Source organism: Mesorhizobium sp. P2_F5, from assembly GCF_056403715.1.
Genome location: NZ_JBFUEY010000015.1, coordinates 28,232 through 50,105 on the forward strand (window position 1 = coordinate 28,232; position 21,874 = coordinate 50,105).

General features: G+C 62.6%; 26 protein-coding genes. 11 read left to right on the top strand and 15 right to left on the bottom strand.

Translation table 11 applies throughout. The annotated features are described in order from the left end of the window. Positions 1–4 precede the first annotated feature (4 nt). Positions 5–541, bottom strand: coding sequence for a hypothetical protein (locus tag AC1DYO_RS20290; protein ID WP_477266297.1), 537 nt, complete (start codon positions 539–541; stop codon positions 5–7). A gap of 13 nt (positions 542–554) precedes the next feature. Beyond that, positions 555–1,526, bottom strand: a complete 972-nt coding sequence (locus tag AC1DYO_RS20295; RefSeq protein WP_477266299.1) for a DUF3592 domain-containing protein — start codon at positions 1,524–1,526, stop codon at positions 555–557. A 244-nt stretch (positions 1,527–1,770) separates the two neighbouring features. On the opposite strand from AC1DYO_RS20295, the gene AC1DYO_RS20300 reads away from it, so the two are divergent. Then, a complete protein-coding gene (locus AC1DYO_RS20300) occupies positions 1,771–2,712 on the top strand; it encodes a phosphoribosylaminoimidazolesuccinocarboxamide synthase (RefSeq protein ID WP_477266396.1) in 942 nt (313 codons plus the stop codon). A 28-nt stretch (positions 2,713–2,740) separates the two neighbouring features. Here AC1DYO_RS20300 and AC1DYO_RS20305 read toward each other — a convergent pair whose 3' ends face one another. Both AC1DYO_RS20305 and AC1DYO_RS20310 read right to left on the bottom strand, forming a co-directional pair. Beyond that, on the bottom strand, positions 2,741–3,349 hold the full coding sequence (locus AC1DYO_RS20305) for a class I SAM-dependent DNA methyltransferase (protein WP_477266300.1): 609 nt from the start codon (positions 3,347–3,349) through the stop codon (positions 2,741–2,743). Between the two features lie 39 nt (positions 3,350–3,388). Then, on the bottom strand, positions 3,389–3,562 hold the full coding sequence (locus tag AC1DYO_RS20310; RefSeq protein WP_477266301.1) for a hypothetical protein: 174 nt from the start codon (positions 3,560–3,562) through the stop codon (positions 3,389–3,391). Positions 3,563–3,666: 104 nt separating this feature from the next. Here AC1DYO_RS20310 and AC1DYO_RS20315 point away from each other — a divergent pair, with 104 nt between their 5' ends. Further along, positions 3,667–4,611, top strand: a complete 945-nt coding sequence (locus tag AC1DYO_RS20315) for a LysR family transcriptional regulator (protein ID WP_477266302.1) — start codon at positions 3,667–3,669, stop codon at positions 4,609–4,611. Between the two features lie 4 nt (positions 4,612–4,615). Here AC1DYO_RS20315 and AC1DYO_RS20320 read toward each other — a convergent pair whose 3' ends face one another. The 4 genes from AC1DYO_RS20320 to AC1DYO_RS20335 form a co-directional block, all read right to left on the bottom strand. Beyond that, positions 4,616–5,119, bottom strand: coding sequence for a DUF2314 domain-containing protein (locus AC1DYO_RS20320; protein ID WP_477266303.1), 504 nt, complete (start codon positions 5,117–5,119; stop codon positions 4,616–4,618). Between the two features lie 166 nt (positions 5,120–5,285). Further along, positions 5,286–6,350 (bottom strand): glycoside hydrolase family 25 protein, encoded by a 1,065-nt coding sequence (locus tag AC1DYO_RS20325; protein WP_477266304.1) that lies wholly within the window; start codon positions 6,348–6,350, stop codon positions 5,286–5,288. Positions 6,351–6,507: 157 nt separating this feature from the next. Further along, positions 6,508–6,699, bottom strand: a complete 192-nt coding sequence (locus tag AC1DYO_RS20330; protein ID WP_477266305.1) for a hypothetical protein — start codon at positions 6,697–6,699, stop codon at positions 6,508–6,510. Positions 6,700–6,817: 118 nt separating this feature from the next. Further along, on the bottom strand, positions 6,818–7,216 hold the full coding sequence (locus tag AC1DYO_RS20335) for a GFA family protein (RefSeq protein WP_477266306.1): 399 nt from the start codon (positions 7,214–7,216) through the stop codon (positions 6,818–6,820). Positions 7,217–7,415: 199 nt separating this feature from the next. Between AC1DYO_RS20335 and AC1DYO_RS20340 the strand changes: the two genes are divergently transcribed. After that, positions 7,416–8,450 carry an isopenicillin N synthase family dioxygenase gene (locus AC1DYO_RS20340; RefSeq protein WP_477266307.1) on the top strand — a complete coding sequence of 345 codons (1,035 nt, stop codon included), beginning with the start codon at positions 7,416–7,418 and terminating at the stop codon, positions 8,448–8,450. 62 nt (positions 8,451–8,512) lie between these two features. Here the strand turns inward: AC1DYO_RS20340 and AC1DYO_RS20345 are convergent, their stop codons facing one another. The 3 genes from AC1DYO_RS20345 to AC1DYO_RS20355 all read right to left on the bottom strand — a co-directional run bounded on the left by AC1DYO_RS20345 (position 8,513) and on the right by AC1DYO_RS20355 (position 10,380). Further along, positions 8,513–9,469 carry an alpha/beta fold hydrolase gene (locus AC1DYO_RS20345; protein WP_477266308.1) on the bottom strand — a complete coding sequence of 319 codons (957 nt, stop codon included), beginning with the start codon at positions 9,467–9,469 and terminating at the stop codon, positions 8,513–8,515. 38 nt (positions 9,470–9,507) lie between these two features. Beyond that, positions 9,508–9,993: an SRPBCC family protein gene (locus tag AC1DYO_RS20350; RefSeq protein ID WP_477266309.1), complete on the bottom strand. Its 486-nt coding sequence runs from the start codon at positions 9,991–9,993 to the stop codon at positions 9,508–9,510. Positions 9,994–10,131: 138 nt separating this feature from the next. After that, positions 10,132–10,380: a ParB N-terminal domain-containing protein gene (locus AC1DYO_RS20355; RefSeq protein WP_008875526.1), complete on the bottom strand. Its 249-nt coding sequence runs from the start codon at positions 10,378–10,380 to the stop codon at positions 10,132–10,134. A gap of 155 nt (positions 10,381–10,535) precedes the next feature. Here AC1DYO_RS20355 and AC1DYO_RS20360 point away from each other — a divergent pair, with 155 nt between their 5' ends. From AC1DYO_RS20360 to AC1DYO_RS20385, 6 genes are read left to right on the top strand one after another with little or no spacing between them, the layout of a single operon-like run. Beyond that, positions 10,536–12,173 carry a N,N-dimethylformamidase beta subunit family domain-containing protein gene (locus AC1DYO_RS20360; protein ID WP_477266310.1) on the top strand — a complete coding sequence of 546 codons (1,638 nt, stop codon included), beginning with the start codon at positions 10,536–10,538 and terminating at the stop codon, positions 12,171–12,173. A 1-nt stretch (position 12,174) separates the two neighbouring features. Next, complete coding sequence (locus AC1DYO_RS20365; protein WP_477266311.1) at positions 12,175–13,548, top strand: aminotransferase family protein; 1,374 nt, start codon at positions 12,175–12,177, stop codon at positions 13,546–13,548. Between the two features lie 6 nt (positions 13,549–13,554). After that, positions 13,555–14,484 (top strand): 3,5-dioxohexanoate:acetyl-CoA acetone transferase, encoded by a 930-nt coding sequence (gene kce, locus AC1DYO_RS20370; protein ID WP_477266312.1) that lies wholly within the window; start codon positions 13,555–13,557, stop codon positions 14,482–14,484. 36 nt (positions 14,485–14,520) lie between these two features. Continuing rightward, the gene (locus tag AC1DYO_RS20375) at positions 14,521–15,018 is read left to right on the top strand and encodes a 2-thiouracil desulfurase family protein (protein ID WP_477266313.1); all 498 of its coding nucleotides are present in this window, start codon (positions 14,521–14,523) and stop codon (positions 15,016–15,018) included. A 3-nt stretch (positions 15,019–15,021) separates the two neighbouring features. Further along, positions 15,022–15,549, top strand: coding sequence for an N-acetyltransferase family protein (locus AC1DYO_RS20380; RefSeq protein ID WP_477266314.1), 528 nt, complete (start codon positions 15,022–15,024; stop codon positions 15,547–15,549). Further along, complete coding sequence (locus AC1DYO_RS20385; RefSeq protein WP_477266315.1) at positions 15,546–16,574, top strand: histone deacetylase family protein; 1,029 nt, start codon at positions 15,546–15,548, stop codon at positions 16,572–16,574. The genes AC1DYO_RS20380 and AC1DYO_RS20385 overlap by 4 nt, the downstream gene beginning before the upstream one ends. 4 nt (positions 16,575–16,578) lie before the next feature. On the opposite strand, the gene AC1DYO_RS20390 is transcribed toward AC1DYO_RS20385, so the two are convergent. From AC1DYO_RS20390 to AC1DYO_RS20400, 3 genes are all read right to left on the bottom strand, one after another. Further along, positions 16,579–17,841 (bottom strand): cysteine desulfurase-like protein, encoded by a 1,263-nt coding sequence (locus tag AC1DYO_RS20390; protein ID WP_477266316.1) that lies wholly within the window; start codon positions 17,839–17,841, stop codon positions 16,579–16,581. Positions 17,842–17,893: 52 nt separating this feature from the next. Beyond that, positions 17,894–18,961, bottom strand: coding sequence for an aldo/keto reductase (locus AC1DYO_RS20395; RefSeq protein ID WP_477266317.1), 1,068 nt, complete (start codon positions 18,959–18,961; stop codon positions 17,894–17,896). Between the two features lie 113 nt (positions 18,962–19,074). After that, positions 19,075–19,536 (bottom strand): hypothetical protein, encoded by a 462-nt coding sequence (locus tag AC1DYO_RS20400; RefSeq protein WP_477266318.1) that lies wholly within the window; start codon positions 19,534–19,536, stop codon positions 19,075–19,077. Between the two features lie 405 nt (positions 19,537–19,941). Between AC1DYO_RS20400 and AC1DYO_RS20405 the strand changes: the two genes are divergently transcribed. Further along, on the top strand, positions 19,942–20,106 hold the full coding sequence (locus AC1DYO_RS20405; RefSeq protein ID WP_477266319.1) for a hypothetical protein: 165 nt from the start codon (positions 19,942–19,944) through the stop codon (positions 20,104–20,106). A 76-nt stretch (positions 20,107–20,182) separates the two neighbouring features. On the opposite strand, the gene AC1DYO_RS20410 is transcribed toward AC1DYO_RS20405, so the two are convergent. After that, positions 20,183–20,689: a DUF1993 domain-containing protein gene (locus tag AC1DYO_RS20410; protein WP_477266320.1), complete on the bottom strand. Its 507-nt coding sequence runs from the start codon at positions 20,687–20,689 to the stop codon at positions 20,183–20,185. Between the two features lie 125 nt (positions 20,690–20,814). Here AC1DYO_RS20410 and AC1DYO_RS20415 point away from each other — a divergent pair, with 125 nt between their 5' ends. Beyond that, a complete protein-coding gene (locus tag AC1DYO_RS20415) occupies positions 20,815–21,873 on the top strand; it encodes a DUF1176 domain-containing protein (protein WP_477266321.1) in 1,059 nt (352 codons plus the stop codon). Position 21,874: the final 1 nt, after the last annotated feature.

A 21,874-nucleotide genomic window follows, 5' to 3' on the forward strand; every position in this document is an offset into this window, starting at 1 on the left:
GGCGCTATTCATCGCTGCATCCTGTCAGAGTGAAGGCGTCCCATGCCGAGCCATCGGGATTGGCGTTGGCGAAATCGGCAAACTCGGTGAAAGCGGCGCCGAAATCGGGCAGCAACAGCCCTTTCGGCGCCGGTGTCGCTTCGCGCGAGTTCAACTGCTCGGCGCCGCCTCCAGTCAGGGCATAGACCTGGCCCATCCATATCCGGCACAGACCGCTGCCATCTTCCAGTCCCGCCTCGCGGTCGTCGTCGGTGCAAGTATGGCGGATGGTACCGAGCGGAAACGAGTTCCTGCCATTGGTCCAGGTGATGTCGGCCGGCAAGCGCGTGGCGGTTTTGGGCACGGTCAGCGAAAACACTTCGGCTGTCAGCGCCGCCGGCTCATTGCCGAGCGGCCGAAATTGCACGACCGCGCCGGAGCGCGGCTCACGATAGGTGGCGTGGCTCAGCAGACATTCATTTGCGCTCGCCGCCTGGACGGCGCCGAGCAGAGCCAGGGAAACGACGGCCAGCCTGCGGATGATCATTGGATGTCTCGTCATGAAAGCGGGCGCCTCAGACCAGTCCGACCAACCAGGCCGCGGCGCCGATAAAGCCAGCCGAACAGACCCACAGCAGCCAGAGCCCGCGCACCCTGCATTCGAGCACGGCCGAGGCGGGATTGGCGGGATCGTAGTGGACGTCGACCTTGCTGCCTTCGGCATAGCTGCGCGCCTGGCCGCGGACCAGGCCGGGCAAGGAAGCCGTGACCGTGGCGCCGAACGTGACGCGGTCGGAGCTGTAGTGCTGGCCGGCGACGCCATAGCCGTACACGATGCGGGATTTGAAGACGGTGCTCCAGCGTCGATAAGCGCTGTAGTTTCGCAGCGCCTGCAGACCTGAGGACTCAATGCGGCCGGCGGTGACCGGCCATTTTGCCGCCTGCTCAGCAAGCGACTTCTGGACGAAGGCCATGCGCAGGACCATCAAGCCCATGAACAGCAGCAGCGCTCCGGCGCCGAGGTTCTGCGGCTTGGGCAGATGCGGCCTGATCGCCTCCAGCACGCCGCCGAGCGAAAACACCAGAACCACTGTGCCGATCACCAAGCCTGCCGAGAGCTGGACCATGAACTTGAAGGCGCCGTCCGGCATGGTGCGCTCGATGACGGCCTTGCTCGGATCGGCCGGATCGTAGAAGACAGTCACCTCCGCACCGCGCGGAAACTGGGCAAGGGTCTCGGTGACTTCAAAATTCCCCAGATTCTCCTTCACGCTGTAGCGTGAGCTTTGAAATTTCTTGCCACCGACCTTGTATTCGAAGGTGATCGCCGGAAAATTGCGCATCTCGGTGGTGTCGCTGCTGTCCGAGCCAACGCCCGAGCTCCTGACTTCACGCGCCTCGACGCGGGACGAGATGATCTTTCCCGGCGTCGGCAGCCAGCGGCTGAGTGTTCGCACCTCGCGCCATTTCACGAAGGTGATTAACGACAGACCGCCCGCGATCGCGCAGGCAAATCCGACAAGCAGAAATTTGAGTTCTACGTCCACCGCGTCCCCAATCCCCCCAGGAGTGCAGGTATCAGCACATAGACAGCGCGGCGACGGCAATGTCTTGTTTATTCGCAAAAGGAGGATGGTAGGCAACCGACAGATCGAGAGGTGCACTCAGTCCCCGATCGACGCCTGTCCACGCAGCACATTCCGAGGCGCCTCTTCCTCGGGTATCGAAGCGCCACCAACTTTGTTAAGAGTCGCCCAAACTGTTAGGAGCCACGAGACCAGGATGACAGCACTGCGCGTTCTTTCAGATGCCTTCATTCCGGAACTCCCGAACCACTACAAAGGCAAGGTCCGCGAGAATTACGATCTGCCGGATGGCCGCCGCATCATCATCGCCACCGATCGCCTGAGCGCCTTCGATGTGATCCTGACCGCTATCCCGCTCAAGGGCGAGCTGCTGACCCAGACGGCGCGCTACTGGTTCGAGGAAACGGCCGATATCTGCCCGAACCATGTGCTCGATTATCCCGACCCTAATGTCGTCGTCGGCACAAGGCTCGACATATTGCCGGTCGAGATCGTCGTTCGCGACTACCTCGCCGGTACCACCAGCACTTCGGTGCTGACGAAGTACAAAAACGGCGAACGCGATATGTACGGCATTCGCCTGCCGGACGGCTTGCGCGACAATGAGAAGCTGCCGCACGCCATCATCACGCCGACCAGCAAGGCGCTCGATGGCGGTCATGACGAGCCCTTGACGCGCGACGACATCCTGACGCGCGGCCTGCTGTCGGAAGAGCAATGGGAAACCGTCTCGCGCTATGCGCTGGCGCTGTTTGCGCGCGGCAAGGCGCTGGCCGCCAAACGCGGCCTGATCCTGGTCGACACGAAATATGAGTTCGGCACGAACAAGGATGGCACCATCATCCTTGCCGATGAAATCCATACACCCGACTCCAGCCGCTACTGGCTGGCGGCAAGCTATGAGCAGCGCTTCAAGGCTGGCGAGCGGCCGCAAAGTTTCGACAAGGACTTTATTCGCGCCTGGGTGACGGCTCGCTGCGATCCCTACAAGGATCGCATTCCGAAAATCCCGGCCGAGCTGATCGAGCAGACGTCGCGGGTCTATACGCAGGCCTATGAAACCATCACCGGCAAGACCTTCATTGCCGACATCTCGGGAAAGACGGTGCTCGACCGCATTCGCGAGAACCTGAGGCCTTACTTCTGACAGCGATTGCCTGGCAATCCGCGCCGCGTCATGACGGCCTCACAGCCAGGAAGGTGGTCCACTCCTCACGATCGCGGCCGACGTTGAATTCATCCCCGACAAGGACCAGCCCGGCGCTTTCGAGACGGGCCGCGAAGTCGTCCCTGCGCCAGTAGACAGTATGATATTCGCCGCTCTTCTCGCCATCGCCAATGCGCATCGATACGAGGAAGGCGCCGCCCGGCCGCAGCGATCCGGCTATCTTGGCAAGCACCTGGTCGGTCTGCTCGCGCGGCACATGGATCAGGACACACAGGGCGAGCGCCGCGTCATAGGGGCCGCCGAGATCGTCGGTGATGAGATCGAGAAACTCACCGTGCTTTCCGCGCGCGGCCTGCAGCTCGAGAAACCGCTTTGTTGCGTCGGTGCGCCGGACCTCGACGCCGAGCCCCTCGACAAAGTCCGCATCGTATCCGGGTCCCGACCCGACTTCCAGAATCCGGCCGCCTTTGCCGGCGATCTTCACAAGCCGCCTAAGCCATTTCTGTTCCCTTTGGTTCGGAACATGCCGCACGATGGCATCGTAGCGTTCGGCATAGTCTTCATAAGCGTTGATCGTTTGGCGGCTCTTGGCCAAGTCCTCGGATGGCTCAGTCATCCTTCCCTCCCTTACATTTCACGTTGGTCGAAGAGCTTCTTAGCGAATGGTGCCGGGAGGCACGCGTCCGTCAAGCATGCCGATATCGCGCAGGAAATGGTCCGACATCGAGCGGCGGTCGAACAGCCGGCGCGTGCGGGGCCTGAACGGCGCGGTGAAGAGGTCGAGTACCGGGCGGCGAAGCGTGTTGTAGAGTGCGATGGTGGTGGTCATTGCCGTATCCTCCAGGGTTTGATCTGATGGACACAGCATGCCGTTTTCCGGTCTTGGTTTCCAATCGAACGTCGCGTACTATGCATCAGGAGGATTGATGCGTCATGAGCTGGGAACTGCCACCACTAGGAGCTATCAGGGTCTTTGAAGCCGCGGCGCGGCTGGGCAGTTTCACCAAGGCGGCCGATGAGCTCGGCATGACCCAATCAGCCGCCAGCTATCAGATCAAGGTGCTGGAAGAGCGCGCCGGGACGCCGCTTTTCATAAGAAAAACAAGGCAGATTGCGCTGACCGAGGCTGGGCAACAGCTGGCGCCGCACGCATCCGGCGCGTTCTCGACGCTGGCCGATGCGTGGGTCGCCACCAAGGGTGGAGCGACCGGCGTGCTGTCGGTGACGACAATGGAAACCTTTGCATCGAACTGGCTGGCCGTATGGCTTGGAACATTCCAGCTGATGCATCCCGATCTTGCCGTGAAGGTGAATACATCGCATGGGCTGGTCGATTTCACGCGCGGCGACATGGATGTCGGCATTCGCACCGGCAGTGGAAAATGGCCCGGCTTGACGGCGCACTATCTGTTCAAGGCGGACTACACGCCGATGCTCAGCCCAAAGCTCGCCGAGAGCGTCGGCGGCATCCATCGCCCCGAGGATCTTTACAAGGTGCCGCTATGCTGTGCCGACGATCCCTGGTGGGAAATCTGGTTCGAAGCGGCCGGCGTGCCGTTCGAGCCCGATCGCATCATCGCGGGCCCGAAGCTGGGTACCCAGGCTTATGACGCGATGGCGGCGCTAACCGACCGGGGCGCCGCGATCCTCACCAAAAACCTTTACAGCGCCCTTTTGGCAAAGGGCCAGCTGATACAGCCATTTGACGTGCTTGGCTCGGATGGCGACGGCTATTGGCTGGTGCATCTGGAGACCCGCCGCAACACCCCCAAGATCAAGGTGTTTCGCGACTGGGTGCTGGCGCAAACCGCAGAGATACGCGAGCACGAACGGCGCGACAGCTCGCAAGGCGCGGCGATAAAGCTCGCCCGCGCCTAAACCTCTAATCCTTGAAGATCAGCCCATACTTGGCGATCTGCTCCTTCGGCATATCAGCAAGCGCCTGGCGGGTGGTGTAGCCGCCGTAGATCACCTTGCCATTCTTGATCATCCAGTCTTCGAAGTCGGCTTCCGTCACCGTCATCCTGTCACCCATCTTGTACTTGTTGCCGTTGACCGGCACGTCGGCGAGCAGGCCGATATAGGAGCCGTCGCTGTAGCCGACCAGCTGCAGCCAGATGTGCTCGGTGGCGCCGTTCTGGGTCAGCGGGAATTTCACCGTGTAGGTGCCGGGCGTGCCGGCGTCCATCAGTTCGTGGAAGCGCTTGAGGGTAGAGCGGCCGCTGTTCTTGGCAGCCTGCATCGCCTTGTCCTCGGTGGAATAAGACACGACGTTTTGCTTCGACTCCGCCAGCGTGTCGCCACTACCCGGCATATGCCCGAGCGAATTGAAAAAGCCGTAGCCGACAGCGGCGACAACAGCGATGGCCACAATTGGATTGCGCATGGACCCCTCCGAACCCGATCACGGGCACGTTACCGGAAGGCTGTTGCGATACCGCTAAAAGACAGAGTGAGCGGATCGTTAGCGAGACGCTGAAAATTCAAGCCAAGGTGCCGCGATGGCGGCTGGCGCAGCCGCCAGCGGCATTGTCGCCGGCCCTGCGGAAGCGTCAGTCGACGTCGGCGACAGTGGTCTGCCCGCCTGCCCATGCCCGCCAGGCGCGCTCGTCACCATGGAAGACGTTGAGGTCGATGCGGCCGGTCACACCGTGCGACAGGCCGGAGCCGGAATACTGCCAGAACAGCCATTTGCGCCCGGGATAGACCTTTGAGGGATGCCGCGCCACCGCGCGTAGCCAGAACGGATAGTCGAGAAATGCACCCTTGAGATTGTCGCGGTAGAAATCGGGACTGGTGTAGATGATGGGCCGTTGGCCGTAGTGGCGCTCGAGCTTGTCCATGAACACCTGCATCTTCTCCAGCACCGTTGCACGCGACGGCCGCCGCTTGCAGGAGGATTCGCCGTTCCATTCGACATCGATCACCGGCGGCAGCGCGCCATCCATCTTTGGCACGTTGCGGATGAACCAGTCGGCCTGTTCGCCGGCGGTGCGGCACCAGTAGAAGAAATGATAGGCGCCGCGCTTCAGCCCGGCGGCGTCGGCATTGCGCCAGTTCTTCATGAACATCGGGTCGAGATGGTCGCCACCATCGGTCGCCTTGATGTAGGCGAAATTGGCGCCCTGGGCGCGCAGCTTGCTCCAGTTGACGTTGCCCTGCCAGCGCGAGACGTCGACGCCATGAACAGCAAGATAACGCGGCGAAGCCTTGCCAAAATTGATCGGTTTGGCGTCGCGAAAGCCGTAGCGTGTAACCGGAGAGGCCAGCATTGCGGGCGCCGCGCGCGTCAGCCGCTTCGGCGGCGACATCAACGCCGCAGGCTCGACCTGCGGTTCGGCGCTCCCCTGAGGCGTGTCCGCGACAATGGCCTCTTCTTCCTCGACCATTGAGAAGGGCGGCGCATTGTCCGCTACAGCATTGTCGGCCACCAGGTCGGACCGCATCGGCGCGAGGTCGGCGGTCTCCACCGGAGCCGCCGCGACCGGCGCTCTCGGCCGCACGACCGAACTGGTCGTCTCGTTCGACGGCTGCAAGGCATCGACGCCCGCTGTGGACGAGCAGCCGGCAAGGCACAGCGATGCCAACACAAAAGTGACGACGCCTGAAATCCGCATCTGGACCTGTACGCAAAACACAACAGACCGAAGGCAAACAGACGCCGCCGGACAAACCGGCTTCGATTACTAACGATAAATTACCAATAAAGTTTGAATCAAGTTGTTAGGTATGATTCTCCCTTCTCCTCTTGCAGGAGAAGGGAGAGCCTCGTCATCACCTGCCGAGCCATTGCTGCATGCAGCTTTTGGCCACCACATGCGCCGGTGGCACGGCGTCGGCAGCAGGGCGACGCGCTCGTTCGAGCAGCAGGCGAACCTGTTCGGGGCGCACGCGGTCGCGCTCCATCACGAGCAGGACCATCGGATCGTTCAAAAGCTCGTCCAGGGTGTTGATTCTGTCGCTCATCGGTCGTCTCCTCGAAAACCAGGCCCGCAGCCGATAGATAGGCAGGCAATCATGGCCCGCCAATGACGCTTTGCCGGCTATGTCGTGTTTTCGAGATTAATTTCCGGTAAGGCCGGCGTCAGTTCGGAGGCGGCGCACCTTCATAGTGCGGCAGGCCGTCATCGAGCCGCAGCCAGGGCTGCTTCGAGGCGGTCCACATATGCATTTCCGGCTTGAACAGCGAGGGATCGTCGAGCGAGCCGGTGGTGATGCCGACAATCCCGGCGGAGTCGCGCCGGGAAAACAGCGTCGTGCCGCAAGCGGCGCAAAAGCCGCGCTGAAGGTCCGGAGAGGTGTTGACTGTAGCCACCTGCCCCTCGACCGTGACATCGTCGATGCGAAACAGCAGACGCGCGTTGAAGGCCGCGCCGATCACCTTCTGGCAGCGCCGGCAGTGGCAGACGCGCTGGTTGAGCGGTGCGGCCTCGGCACTGTAGCGCACTGCCCCGCAGTGACACCCACCCTGATATTTCGCCATCATCTGAACCCGTCGCGCTGAAGGTCTTTGGAAAGTATCGACAGGCTGCTTTCGGTCAATTGAAAAGCCCTGATGGCGCTATCGATTGCGTTGATACGACCGGTGGCCTGCCGCTGGCCCAACTCCAGGCAGCGGCGAAGCATTGACAGCCGGCCAGGCGCCGCGCCTGTTTTACGGCTGGGCCGATCGGGAGGAAACCATGGCGCATGATATCGAAACCATTGCCGTCGCGGATCTGTTCGGGCCGCCCTCGCCCGGCCGCGAGCGCACCGACGCGCGGATCCTGGCTGCTGCCTCCGGCATCGGCTTCATGGCGATCCGGGATTTTCCGGGTGATGAATGGCTGACGCGGGACAAGCGATTGCGGCTGCTCAACATCTTCGCCTTGCCCGACGCCGAAAAGGCAAAGCTGCTGCGCTGGAATTTCGACCGCACGAAGAAGAACGTCTATCGCGGCTGGTTCCCACTGCAGCCGACCGCCGTTTCCTACAAGGAAGGTATCGACATGGGGCCGGACATTGCGCATGCGCAAACCGCCGGCGCCAACGATGCTGACGATCCGTTGCGCGAGCCGACACCATTGCCGTCCGAGGTGGCGCTGCCTGGCTGGCGCGCTTCTGCCGCAAGCTACTATTTGGCCATGGAAGCGCTCGGCAACGCGCTGATGCGCTCGATCGCGCGCGGGCTCGGTCTGCCGGAAACCATCTTCGACGCGGATTTCGACGGTGGCATCTCGACGCTGCGGCTGATCCGCTATCCCTTGCGCGATGCCGACAGCGGCGTCGATTTGAGCGGGCCGGAATTTTCAGTCATCCACCAGGGTGAGACTCGCACCATCATCGGTCGTGAACATGCCGATTCCGGCTTCGTCACACTGCTGGCGCAGGACGGTGTCGAGGGGCTGCAAGCCAAGAACCTTGCCGGCGAATGGATCGACGTGCCGCCCGCCGATGGCACGCTGGCGGTCAATTTCGGCCAGTTGCTCGAGCGCTGGACCGGAGGGCGGGTGCGGGCGACGCGGCACCGGGTGATCGCGCCGAAGACGGCGCGCTTTTCGATCCCGTTCTTCTACGAACCGCGCGTCGATGCCGAGATCGCGCCGCTGCCGCTGACCGGCGCCGAGCCCTTCGAGCCGTTCCTCTATGGCGATTATCTCTGGGAGTCGGCGACGAATTTCGTCGAGGCGAGCGGCATCAAGCATTTGCGCCAGCCGCGCCGCGCCAAGGCTTCGTAATCTCGCAGGCACAAAAAACCGGCCGCCTCTTTCGAGACGGCCGGCATGCATTTCGGACTAAACTATTTCGTTTCGCTGACGATCTCGTCCCAGGTTTTCACCTTGGTTTCGCCATTGAGGAAGGGAAGTGCCGCGGCCGTCAGCTCCGGCGCGAAGAAGACGTCGTAGTGGGTGCGGTTCGGCAGAATGGCCAGCCGGTTTTGAGACAGGTTCTCACGCATCCAGCCGGCATCTTTCAGCCCGCCGCCGAGCATCTGGTAGAACTTGATCTCGTGCTCGGGCTTGTACATGTCGCTGTCGCCATAGGCGAGCATGACCGGCATCTTCAGCTTGGCGACATCGGCCGAGTAGTCGTAATCCTTGCGCATGAAGTTGCCGAGCGCGTCGAGCAGTTTCRGGAAATCGTCAGGACGCGGCGCCACGGCAACGTAGGATTTGTACATCGGCGTGTCCTTCATGAAATCGGCCGCCGCCGCGCTCACCTGCGCCTGCTGCGGACGCATCTCGTCATAGAAACCGTCGGCGGCGTAGCCGGTGGACACCAGAACCAACCGGCGCACCGCTTCCGGATGCTGGACCGCCATGCGGAAGGCAACGCCGCCGCCCAGCGAATAGCCGAGCACGTCGACCTTGTCGTAGCCAAGCGCCTTGACGATGGCGGCCATGTCGTCGCCCATCGCCTCCAGCGTGAAGGGCCGCTCGCCAAGCGCTGTGCGGCCATGGCCCTGCAGGTCGACGGCGATGATGGTGCGGTTCTCCGCCAGCTTCGGCAGCAGCGGCGCGAACATGTCCGACGTACCGAGGCCGCCATGCAGCAGGAGCAGCGGTTCGCCCTTGCCGTAGACGGCATAGTAGTAGTTCAGGCCGTCGATCGGCAGCAGGCCGGACTTTTCCGGCTTCGGCAGTGCGTTGGTCTCGGTCGTCATGGCAGGCTTTGTCTCCTCTGCATTGGTCAGGCCGGGTGCCGCGAACAAGGCTGCAACCGAGGCAAGAATGGCGAAAAGGGTCAATCTGGACATGTCAGTCTCCTCCAGTGTCCGGTCAAAGGGGGGTGGAATCAAAGGCTCTTGGCGAGTTCTTCGAGCTGCTCGGCGCACTGGCCCCAGCCCTCGTGAAAGCCCATCTTCTCGTGCTGCTCGCGGTCGGCAGCGTTCCAGTGCCGGACCCGTGCGATGTAGCGGGTCTTGCCGTTGCCTTCGTCCTCGAAGGTCAGCACGACAGTCATGAACGGCTTTTCGGACGGCTCCCAGGCGCTGGTGTAGGCGTCGGTGAAAACGATCTTCTCGCCGGGGACGACTTCGAGGAAGACGCCGGGATTGGGAAATTCGTTGCCGTCAGGACCGGCCATGACGACCAGGCTGGAGCCGCCGCTGCGCACATCCATTTCGGCGCGCGGAGCCGTCCAGGGTTTCGGCGCAAACCACTGCGTCACCAGCTTCGGCTCGGTCCAGCAGCGATAGACGTTCTGGCGCGGCGCATCGATGATGCGGGCAAGCACCAGTTCGCGGTCGTTGGCGGGAGCGATGTCGAGCTTGGCGGTCATGGGAATCTCCTCGTTTTGTAGGCTGGATTTGGGTTCTGTCCCAAGGACGGGCGAGCACGCAGCATGCCGACATGCCCTGCGAAAAAATCCGCGGAGCGATGATCGGCCGGCTGTTGTTGATGGGTCGGAGACTGCGCCTCAGTGGCGCTTGGCTTGCACCAGATAGGCGTCGATTTCGGTCTCGCCGAGCCATTTGGCGGCTTCCAGCCGGTGCAGGCCCTCGACCAGGATGTGGCGCTTGCCGTCATGGCGAACCTGGATCGGCGTCTTCATGCCGTTTTCCAGAATGTCTTCGGCCAGATGCCGGACCGTTTCCGGATGCAGAGTCTTCTTGCGCGCCGTCGGCACGTAGATGTCGTCGACCTTGACCTTCTGCACTCTCAGCATGCCGGCTCCCGAGGCGGAAAATACCGCCTCGCCTGAGATAGTCGGTTTGGCGGGAGCGGCCAAGGGTGGCTAAGCAATTGCTGGCCCGATCGTTTCCATTTGACGCTTGGCCGAGAGATAGCCGAAATGGCGGCCTTCGTTCCTTTCCGGTGTCCATGACCCATCTGCCGACCGAATTCCCCGATTTCGGACTGACGCCCGAGCAGCGCCGCGAGGCGGTGCGCGGCCATTACTACGAATGGCCGGGTATGGACGGCGCGCGCGGCGAGATCTGGTGCTATTCGGAGCGATTCTCCTACCGTGTCGGCGAAACCGTGACGCTGCATGTCAGTTCGACGGCGCCGCGCTTCGGCATTGTCGTCATTCGAGACGGTGGCGCCGAGACAAAAGTCTTCGAGCAAACAGGTCTGTCGGCACGCTGGCAGGACACGCCTGACCAGTGCTCGGTCGAAGGCTGCGGCTGGGAGGCGTCGTTCGACTTCCGCATCGGCGACGATTGGCCTTCCGGTGCCTACCGCATCACGCTGACGGCGGACGGGCGCGACGGCAGGCCGATCCATTGCCACCACCTCATCATCGTCGCTCCCCTGCCCGGCAAAAAACCCGGCCGTGTGCTGCAGGTGGCGGCGACCGGCACCTGGCTTTCCTACAACACTTGGGGCGGCTCCAACCACTACCAGGGCATCACCGGGCCGAACCGCGATCAATATGCGACGATGGTGTCGACGCAGCGGCCCTTGTGCCGCGGTTTCGTCGTGCTGCCCAAGGACGCACCGCGGGTGCCGCTGGAGGTCGCGGTGCCGCCCAAGACGGTGCCGCGCTATCCCCATATGGAATGGGCGTTCGCCACGGGGCATTCGAAGAAATACGCATCGTCCGGCTGGGCGAGCTATGACAGCCACTTCTTCCGCTTCGCCGAGCGCGCCGGCTACGGCGTCGATCTCGCCAGCCAGCACGATCTGCACTTTGCGCCCGAAATCCTCGACGGCTATGACTGCGTCGTCTTCGTCGGCCATGACGAATACTGGACCTGGGAAATGCGCGATGCGGTTGACGCCTATGTGGCGAATGGCGGCCATGCAGCGCGCTTTGCCGGCAATTTCATGTGGCAGACAAGGCTGGAGGACGAAGGCCGCCGGCAGGTCTGCTACAAATACCGGGCGCGGGCCGAGGACCCCGCCTATAGCGGCGACGTCACCCGCGCCACCAACTCCTGGGAAGCACCGGAGATCGGCCGGCCGGGCGCTATGACCTTCGGCCTCAACGCAACCAGGGGCGTTTATGCCGGCTGGGGCGGCTGCGCGCCGCGCGGCGTGCGCGGCTTTCCCGTCTACCGGCCCGAGCACTGGGCCTTTGCCGGCACCGGCATTTACTATGGCGACCTGCTCGGTGCCGACAGCCACGTCTATGGCTATGAGGTCGACGGGCTCGATTTCGAGATTCGCGGCGGCCTGCCTTACCCGACATCGGACAGCGGCGCGCCAGACGGGCTGCAAGTGCTGGCCGTCGGTATGGCGAGCCAGGTCGAGGAAAGCGCCGACATCCCGATCGAGGATCAGTTCCTGACCGACGAGGATGGCCGCTTCACCGCCGAGACGCTGTTCGGCGAGGCGACCGACGCCAACCTGGAAAAAGTCAAACGCGGCAATGGCATGATCGTCGATTTCCCGCGCGGCAAGGGCGAGGTTTTCCACGCCGGAAGCTGCGAATGGGTCGCTGGCCTGCTAAGGCAGGACCCGATGGTCGAACGGGTGACCAGAAATGTTCTCGACCGCTATCTCGGAAAGACCTGACATGCCGAAGCCCTCCACCGCCGTATCAGAAGCGCGCGCGCCATCGCATCTGTTCTATCTCTCCAGCCTGCGCCGGCCGCTCATCGATCGCTCCGACGGCATCTACATGTGGACGCAGGACGGTCGCCGCTTCATCGACGGTTCGAGCGGGCCGATGGTCGCCAATATCGGTCATTCCAACCGCAATGTGCTCGACGCCATGAAGCGGCAGATGGACCGCGCCACCTTCGCCTACCGGCTGCATTTCGAGAACGAACCGGCAGAAGAACTGGCGCGGCAACTGGCGGGAAAGCTGCCCGAAGGCATGGATCGCATTTTCTTCGTGTCCGGCGGCTCGGAAGCGACTGAATCCTGCATCAAGCTGGCGCGGCAATGGGCGGTCGCCACCGGCCAGCCCAAGCGCTGGAAGGTGATCGCCCGCTTTCCCTCCTATCATGGCGGCACGTTGGGCTCGCTTTCGATCACCGGCGACGACGCGCTGGCCGAGACCTTCACGCCGATGATGCGCGTGATGCCGACCGTGCCGGCGCCGACCGCCTGGCGCGACCGCGACAACCTGTCGATGGAACAGCGCGGCCTGCGCTATGCCGACATGCTGGAAGAGAAAATCCAGGCTGAAGGCCCGGACAGCGTGCTTGCCTTCATCATGGAGCCGATCGGCGGTGCTGCAACGTCCGCCCTCGTCGCACCGGACAGCTATTATCCGCGCATCCGCGAGATCTGCGACCGCTACGGCATCCTGCTCATCCATGACGAGGTGATGAGTGGCGCCGGGCGCACCGGCAAATTCCTCGGCGGCGATCACTGGAACTGCAAGCCAGATATTGTCGCGCTGTCGAAGGGGCTGGGCTCGGGCTATGCGCCGCTCGGCGCGCTCGCCGCCCCGATGCGGCTGGTCGAGCCGCTGCTGGCTTCGGGCGGCTTCCAGCACGGCCACACCTATGCCGGCAATCCGCTCGCCTGCGCTGCCGGGCTTGCGGTGCTCGGCGAGATGGACCGCCTCGACCTGATCGCCAATGCCGCCGCCATGGGCGATGTGCTGATGGACGGGCTGAAAGGGCTGGCAAAGCGTTTTCCGTTCATAGCCGACGTGCGTGGCAAGGGCTTGCTCACCGGCGCCGAAATGGTCGCTGATCCCGAGACGCTGCGGCCGATCGATCAGGGCAAGAAAGCCACCCAGCGCCTGCTCGACCTCGCCTACGAACGCGGGTTGATCATCTATGGCCGCAGGGTCAAGGGTGGCGTCGACGGCGACAATTTTATGGTCGCGCCGCCGATGATCGTCACGGCTGAACAGGTCGGCGAGATCATTTCCATTATTGGCGACTCACTGGAAGTTCTAGCCGCCGAGCTCGACCTGCCGGTCGAAGGTTAAAAAAGAATGGCGCCGAGGAAAGTCATCATCACCTGTGCGGTCACCGGTTCGGTGCACACGCCATCCATGTCGCCCTATCTGCCGCTGACGCCGGACCAGATCGCGACCGATGCGATCGCAGCGGCCGAAGCCGGCGCCTCGATCCTGCATCTGCATGCCCGCGATCCCAAAGACGGGCGGCCGACCGCCGATCCCGAGGTGTTCATGCAATTCCTGCCGCGCATCAAGCAGGCGACGGATGCGGTGATCAACATCACCACCGGCGGCTCGTCGCTGATGACGCTGGACCAGCGGCTGGCCGCGCCGCTGCGTGCCGAGCCGGAAATGTGCTCGCTCAACATGGGCTCGATGAATTTCGCGCTGTTCCCGATGCTCGACAAACCACGCGAGTGGCAGCACGAGTGGGAGCCGAAACTGCTCGAAGCCACCCGCGATACGATCTTCAAGAACACTTTTGCCGACATGGAAGGTGTGCTGGAAAAGCTCGGCAAGGGCTGCGGCACGCGCTTCGAATTCGAGTGCTACGATGTCGGCCATCTCTATTCGCTGGCGCATTTTCGCGATCGCGGGCTGGTGTCGGGGCCGCTGTTCATCCAGTTCGTGCTCGGCATTCTGGGCGGCATCGGCGCCGACCCGGACAATCTCGTCCATATGAAGCGTATCGCCGACAAATTGTTCGGCGATAGCTACCAGTTCTCGGTGCTCGCCGCCGGCCGCAACCAGATGCCGCTGATCTCGATTGCGGCGGCGATGGGCGGCAATGTCCGCGTCGGGCTGGAGGACAGTCTTTACGACGGGCGGCAGCTGGCGAAATCAAACGCCGATCAGGTGCGCCGCATCCGTGCCATTCTAGACGGGCTGTCGCTGGACGTCGCCACGCCGGCGGAGGCAAGGGAAATGCTGGCGCTGAAGGGTGGCGACCGGGTGGCCTTCTAGGGCTTGCACGGGATCGCGTGGTAAAAGGAGGCTGCTATGGAAAGGATTCTGGTCTCAGCCTGCCTGCTCGGCAGCCACGTGCGCTACAACGGCTCCTACCGTCTCAACAACCATCCGGTATTGACGCGGTGGCAGGCGGAAGGCCGGGTCGTGCAGATCTGCCCCGAGGTTGCGGCAGGCTTCTCCACGCCGCGGCCTCCGGCAGAGATTCGCGGTGCGGGTGACGCCGTGCTTCACGGCCAAGGTCGAGTGATCGAACAGACGGGTAACGATGTGACCGCGCTCTATCTCGAAGCCGGAGTCCTTGCGCTCGAACTCGCCCGAGAAACGGGATGCCGCTATGCGGTTTTGACCGACGGCAGCCCGTCCTGCGGCTCAAGCTTCGTCTATGACGGCAGTTTTTCAGGCAAGCGCGTGGCCGGTCGCGGTACGACCACCGCGCTCTTGGAAGCGAACGGCATTCGCGTCTTTTCGGAAGACAACATCGATGAACTTGACGATCTCCTGAACGGTTCAGCCGGATCCGCGGCCTGATCCATGGCAGAGAAGATCCAGACCACGACCAGCGATGCCGCCATCCGCCCCGGTACCATCGACGACGTCGACACCATCTACGCCGCACTGCTCAAGCTCGGCACCCATATCGGCGAGCATCAGCAAATCACGTCCACCGCCGATGATCTCCGCCGCTACGGCTTTGGCGAAAAGCCCGCCTTCTCCGCCCTGATCGCCGAGGTCGGCGGCGAGTTTGCCGGGCTTTGCCTGCATTTCCCGATCTTCTCGACCTGGATGGGCCGGCCCGGCGTTTATATCCAGGACCTCTATGTCGAGGATCGGTTTCGCGGCCGCAAGATCGGTGAAAAACTGCTGCGCCGGGTTGCGCGCGACTGCCGCGGGGATGGCGGCGCCTATCTCAGGCTGTCGGTCGATACCGACAATGACAGCGCCAAGGCCTTCTATGAGAAGCTCGGTATTGGCTGGGCGCACTACGAGCAGACGCAGAAGATCGTCGGCGAGGCCTTTTTCGCCTTTGCCGATGCAGCGCAGGATGGGGAGACGGAATGAAAGCCTTCTTTGCCGAGGAGCAGAAACGCCACGACCCGAAGGCCTTTCTGTCGAGCGGTGCGCCGCAACCCAACCCTGAACAGCCAGAGCGCGCCGAGCGATTGTTAGCCGGCGCAAAATCTGCTGGATTGGCCATCGAACGACCCCGGGATCATGGGCTCGGGCCGGTGGCGGCCGTGCATACGCCGGAGTATCTGGCTTTCCTCGAACACATCTTTGCCCGCTGGCAGCGCATCGAAGGCGCATCGGCGGAAGTCATCCCCAACATCCATCCTCTCGCCCGCGACGGCGCCTATCCGGCTTCCGCTGTCGGCCAGGCCGGCTACCACATGGCAGACACCGCCTGCCCTATCTCGGCCGAGACCTGGCAGAGCGCGCTGTGGAGCGCCTGGAGCGCGGTCGAAGCGGCCGAGGCGGTGATATCAGGTGCGCCTGCCGCCTATGCGCTGTGCCGGCCGCCCGGCCACCATGCCTTTGCCGATGTCGCCGGCGGCTTCTGCTTCATCAACAATTCGGCGGTCGCGGCGCAGATGTTGCGCAAGCAGGCTGCGCGCGTGGCGATCCTCGATGTCGACCTGCATCACGGCAACGGCACGCAAGGTATCTTCTATGCCCGGCCGGACGTGCTGACGGTGTCGCTGCATGCCGATCCGGTGCGCTTCTATCCGTTCTTCTGGGGCCATGCCGACGAGCGCGGCGAAGGGCCGGGCCTCGGCTATAATTTCAACCTGCCGTTGCCGCGCAAATCCGCCGATGCGGCGTTTCTTGAAGCGCTCGCCGTGGCGTTCCAGCGTATCCGCGCCTTCTCGCCGGACGCGCTCGTCGTGGCACTCGGTCTCGATGCGTTCGAAGGTGATCCCTTCGGCGGGCTTTCGGTGACCACGCCCGGCTTCGCACGCATCGGCGAGGCGATTGCCAAGCTTGGCCTGCCGACGGTGATCGTCCAGGAAGGCGGCTATCTCTGCGACGCGCTCGGCGACAACCTCACGGCCTTCCTCACCGGTTTCGGCGGCAAACAGCGATAGCTGACTAGCGCTGCTGCCTCAACATGGCGATGATCCGGTGCACGCTCTCCAGCGTCTCGTCGATCTCGGCGGCCGTGTTGTAGTGGGCGATACCGATGCGCACGACGCCCTGCTCGACCGGAATGCCGAGCTGGTGGACGATCTCCCAGGCATAGTTGTGGCCCGACCACAGGAAGATGTTTTCGGCATTCATCTGCCGCACGATGGTCTCCGGCACGATGCCGTCGACCGTGAACGACACCGTCGGCACGCGCTCACTGACGCGCTTCGGATCGGTGATGCCGCGGATGGTCAGGCCCGCTATGTCCGACAGGCCTTCGATCAGCCTTAGCGCCAGCGGGTTTTCGTAGGCGATCGCGACTTCGAATGCCTTGGCGATTTTGCGCCTGCGCGAGCCGCCCTCGCCGGCCGCAGCGCCCAGTTCGGCAAAATAATCGACCGCTGCCGTGAGCCCAGCCATCAGTTCGATCTGCGGCGTGCCGAGTTCAAAACGCTCCGGCAGGCCGTTGGACGAGCAGCGGCATTTGTAGGGTTGCAGCGCCTCGATGACATCGCGACGTCCCCACAATATGCCCATATGCGGCCCGAAGAATTTGTAGGCCGAGCAGATCAGGAAATCGCAGCCGAGGTCCTGCACATCGACCAGCCCGTGCGGCGCGAACTGCACGGCATCGACATAGACCAGCGCGCCGGCCTGTTTGGCTATTCGCGTCAGCGCCTTGACCCGGTTGATCGAGCCGGTGAGGTTCGAGGCATAGTTCAGGGCGACAAGCCGCGTCTTATCGGTGAGCAGGGCGCTGAGCGCCGCCTCCTCGACCTGCCAGCTCTTCTCGTCGAAAGGCAGGAAGCGCACGACGAGCCCAAGGTCTTCGGCCAATTGCAGCCAGGGCGAGACATTGCCCTCATGGTCCATGCGAGTGACGATGATTTCGTCGCCCGGCTTGAAGCCGCGGCCGAGCGTGCGCGACATGTGATAGGTCAGCGTCGTCATATTCGCGCCGATGATGATTTCCTCGGCGCTCGCCGCGCCCAGGAAATCGGCCATCGCTGCATGCGCGTCGTCGACGACCTTTTGCGCGGCCAGCGTGGTTTCGAAATAGCCGCCGAGATTGGCGTTGGTGGTCAAGAGGCAGCGCGCCACCGCATCGGCAACCGCCTGTGGCACCTGGGTGCCGGCCGGATTGTCGAGATAGATGCGCCGGCGGCCTTTGTCGGTCAGGTCCAGCGCTGGAAATTTCCCCCTGACGGTCTCGATCGGAAAATCCATTGCTGTCCCCTTCCCCTTGTCTTTGCTGGGCAATTCCGTCCGGAGCGCTCGCCTACGGGCACGGATTGCCGACGCGCTGGTGGATCGCGTCGACGGCCTTCTGCATCTCGTCGGTCCAGGTCACGTCGACTGAGGACAGCGCCATCTCAAGCTGGGCAATCGTCGTCGCGCCAATGATGCTGGAAGTAACAAATGGCCGGCTGGCGACATAGGCGTTGGCAAACAGCGCTGGCTCGAGGCCGAAGGAACGCGCCAGCTCATTGTACTCGAGCTGCGCTTCCGCCGCGTTCGGCGTCTCGTAGCGCTGGCCGCGGTTGAACAGCTGCGAGCGCGAACCCTGCGGCCGCGCGCCGTGGTCGTATTTGCCGGTGAGATAACCTTGCGCCAGCGGCGAATAGGCAAGAAAGCCAACCTCTTCACGCTCGCAGACTTCGGCCAGGTTCACCTCAAAGGTACGGTTGACAAGATTGTAGGCGTTCTGCAGCGAGACGACGCGCGGGCCGACGCCCTTGTCGGCCTCGGCGATGAAGCGCATGACGCCCCAGGAATTCTCGTTCGACAGGCCGAGATGGCGGATCTTTCCCGCCTTCACAAGTTCGTCGAAGACGGCCAGTGTCTCGGCGATCGGTGTTTCGCCCGCCGGCGCGCCGACGGCATCGGCACGGCGCGGTGTGGCGCCGACGCGGGTCGGATTGGCGCCCCAGGGAATGTCGCGCTCCGGCCAGTGGATCTGGTAGAGATCGAGATAATCGGTGCCGAGCTTGGCCAGCGATTTGTCGATGGCGTCAAAGATGTCGGCGCGCACCAGTTTCGAGGGACGGTCGCCACGAAACCAGCTGTTGGCGGTGCGGCCGACCACTTTCGAGGCGAGGATGACCTTGTCGCGATTGCCATTGGCCTTCATCCAGCTGCCGATGATCTTTTCTGTCCGACCTTGCGTCTCGGCCTTGGGCGGGATCGGATAGAGCTCGGCGGTGTCGATGAAATTGACGCCGCGCTCAAAAGCCAGATCCATCTGCGCGTGGCCTTCGGCCTCGGTGTTCTGCTGGCCCCAGGTCATCGAGCCCAGGCAGATCTGGGTAACAAGAAGATCGGTCCGACCGAGACGGCGCTTGTGCATGGAATTTATGCTCCGGAGGGAATGCTGGCGCGACTGCGCGGGAAGGAAGTCGCTTTTATAGGGAAAGCAGCGGCGCTCTCCAAGCCTCAGTTGACCGACTTTTGCTTGAAACGTTAGCGCCTTGCACCGGCGACAGCGCGCCGCTTGGCTTCGTCGATCAGCATGTTGGCGACCTGCATGCGGATCATGGCGCGCTGGCGCAGATGCGGCGCGACGCGGTCGGGATGGTTGGCGAAAGCAAAGCTGCGACGCATGCGGCCAAGATCGGCGTTCTTGACGGGATGGTCGAGGCCAAGTTCGACGGCGATCGCGTCAGGATCGATCGGCGGCAGCTTTTCCTCAGGCTTTGTTTCTTCGCCGGCGAGCGCCAGTTTGGCATGATCGAGAAGGGCTGCAAATTCGGCGGCGAGATCAGCTCCCGCTTCGCGATACTCGGCGGCAAAGGTCTCGCCGGAGACCTTGATGCGGCCGGAGTGAAGTTCGTCGGCCACCGAGAGATAGTCGAACGGGATCGACGGCCGCGCGCTTGTCTCCTCGCCGTCCTTGTCGGAGGCGACGAACAGATCGTCGAGCAAGGAAGCGAAATCCCGCTTGGCGCCGATGTCAGCCTCCCCTCGTTGTGCGCATGCGAACAAAGCCAGTCGCACCATAGAACCGGCTCGTTAAAAATGAATGCCACTGATCTTAACCAGTTTAGGCGTTCGCCAGGCTTGCGCGGGCCGGTTGATGGTGGGGGAAACTCAACAAAAAGCCGGACTGCACTTTCATGCAGTCCGGAAAATTCGCCAGGAGTGGCGAGGAAAAGCCGGCCATGTGCCAGCGTCTATGCGTACGGTCGGCACCAGCCGAAAGTTTCAGCGCATGAGCCAATTGTGCCGAAAAAAATTAACTCGGCATGGCTGCCATGCAAATGCTGCACTGCACAATCTTCACAATTTTGCTATATTCGGCATCGTGGAGGATCAACAAGGGGCCGAATCATGGGGTTCTTCACTGAAATGTTCGCTCGTCCGCGTCCGCAGGAGCATCAGCGTTACCGCTCGGCACTGGTATTGCTGCATTCGATGAGCAATGCCGACCGCGCCGACATCGGCATCAAGCCGGCCGATTTTCCGCGCATAGCGCGCGAAATGTCACTGCGTTGATTAAGGCTTGGGCGCTGAACCAGCGCGAGATGAGGTTTCCCGGCAGCGACCGGGAAACCTCGAAACGCCGAATTCCTCAACGATTACCGAGATAGGCACCCTTGGTGAGCGGCACGCCATTGTGGCGCAGGATGTCGTAGGCCGTGGTCACGTGGAAATAGAAGTTGGGCATGGCGACCTGCAGCAGATACTGCATGCCGGGCATCGAGACCTCGCGCTGGCCAAACTTCAGTTCGACCACCCTGTCATCCGAACCATCGAATTCGGCAGCCGAGAATGAAGCCAGCAGGTCGAGCGTTTTGGCGAGGCGCGCCTGAAGCTCGGCGAAGGTGGCTTCATTGTCTTCGTATTTCGGCACTTCGCGGCGGGCCAGCCGAGACGGCGCGCCCTTGGCGTGGTCGGTGGCGACCTGCACCTGCCTGGTTAGCGCGTACATGTCCGGCGCCAGCCTTGCGGTCAAAAACACCTGCGGGTCGATTTTGCGTTCAGTTGCATTCTGTTCAGCCGCCGTCAGCACGCCGGACAGCGCCTTCAGCCTGGCCGAAAACACCGGCACCGAGGCTTCATACATCGATAGTGTCACGTTCAAATCTCCATTGCGGCTGAAGCGCCGACGGCGGGACGTAGCGCCTTCCGCGGTGATTTTTCAAGCGTCACCACGTCGCCGCAATCTCTATGATAGAATCTTGCCGTGGTGGAGATTCTCCGATGAGACGCGTCTTTCTGGTGGCGGCCGCCTTTTTCTCCCTTGCCGTATCCGGCCAAGCTGCGTTCGCCGACGATGAACCGGCAGCCGATGACCAGGCGCCTTATGTCGACGACAGGTCGGACGCCGCCGCTGTCATCCGCTCGCTCTACAACGCCATCAACCGGCATGAATTTGCCCGCGCCTGGGGCTATTACGGCGATACCAAGCCGGCAAAGGATTTCGATACGTTCGTCAAGGGCTATGACGGCACCGACAAGGTCGATGTCGAAACCGGTGCGATTTCCGACGAAGGTGCGGCCGGTAGCATCTACTACAGCGTTCCGGTGGCCATCCGTGCCACCGACAAGGACGGCAATGAAGCGGTGTTTGCCGGCTGCTACACGCTGCGCCAGGTCAGCGCCCAGATTCAGGCCCCGCCATTCCGCCCGATCTTCATCGACAAGGGCGCGCTGAAGCCGTCGAAGGCCGATTTCGAGGAGGCGCTGCCGGCAAGCTGCGGGGACGGCCCGCCACCACCGAAGAAGGATACGGCGCTGGAGCAGGCCAAGAAGGCTTTCCTGGCAACCTATGGCGACCAGTGCGACAAGCAATTGGTGGCCGACGAGCCGACCGTTTTTTCGATCAAATACAAGGACAAGGACGCCCAGCCAGGCGATGCCGAGAAGGAAACGCGGCTGTTTCATTTCTCCTGCTCGGCGGCGGCCTACAATGAAGCCTCCATCTACTACATGACCGACGAGGTGTCTGGCGTCCTGCAGTTGCAGTTCACCGAGCCGGAACTGGATATCCGCTACGAGAACAATGACAGTGACGCCAAATTGCTTGGCGTGACCGTCATCGGTTTCCACACCTCGGGCTGGGCGACCAACTCCGATTATGACGAGGCGACGAGGACGATCAGCACGTTCAACAAATGGCGCGGCATCGGCGACGCCTCGGATGCCGGCACGTATCTGTTTCGCAACGGCAATTTCTCGCTGGTCCAGTACGATGTGGACGCCTCTTATGACGGCGAGGAAAACCCGCAGACGGTGGTCGACTACAACACCGCACCTTGAG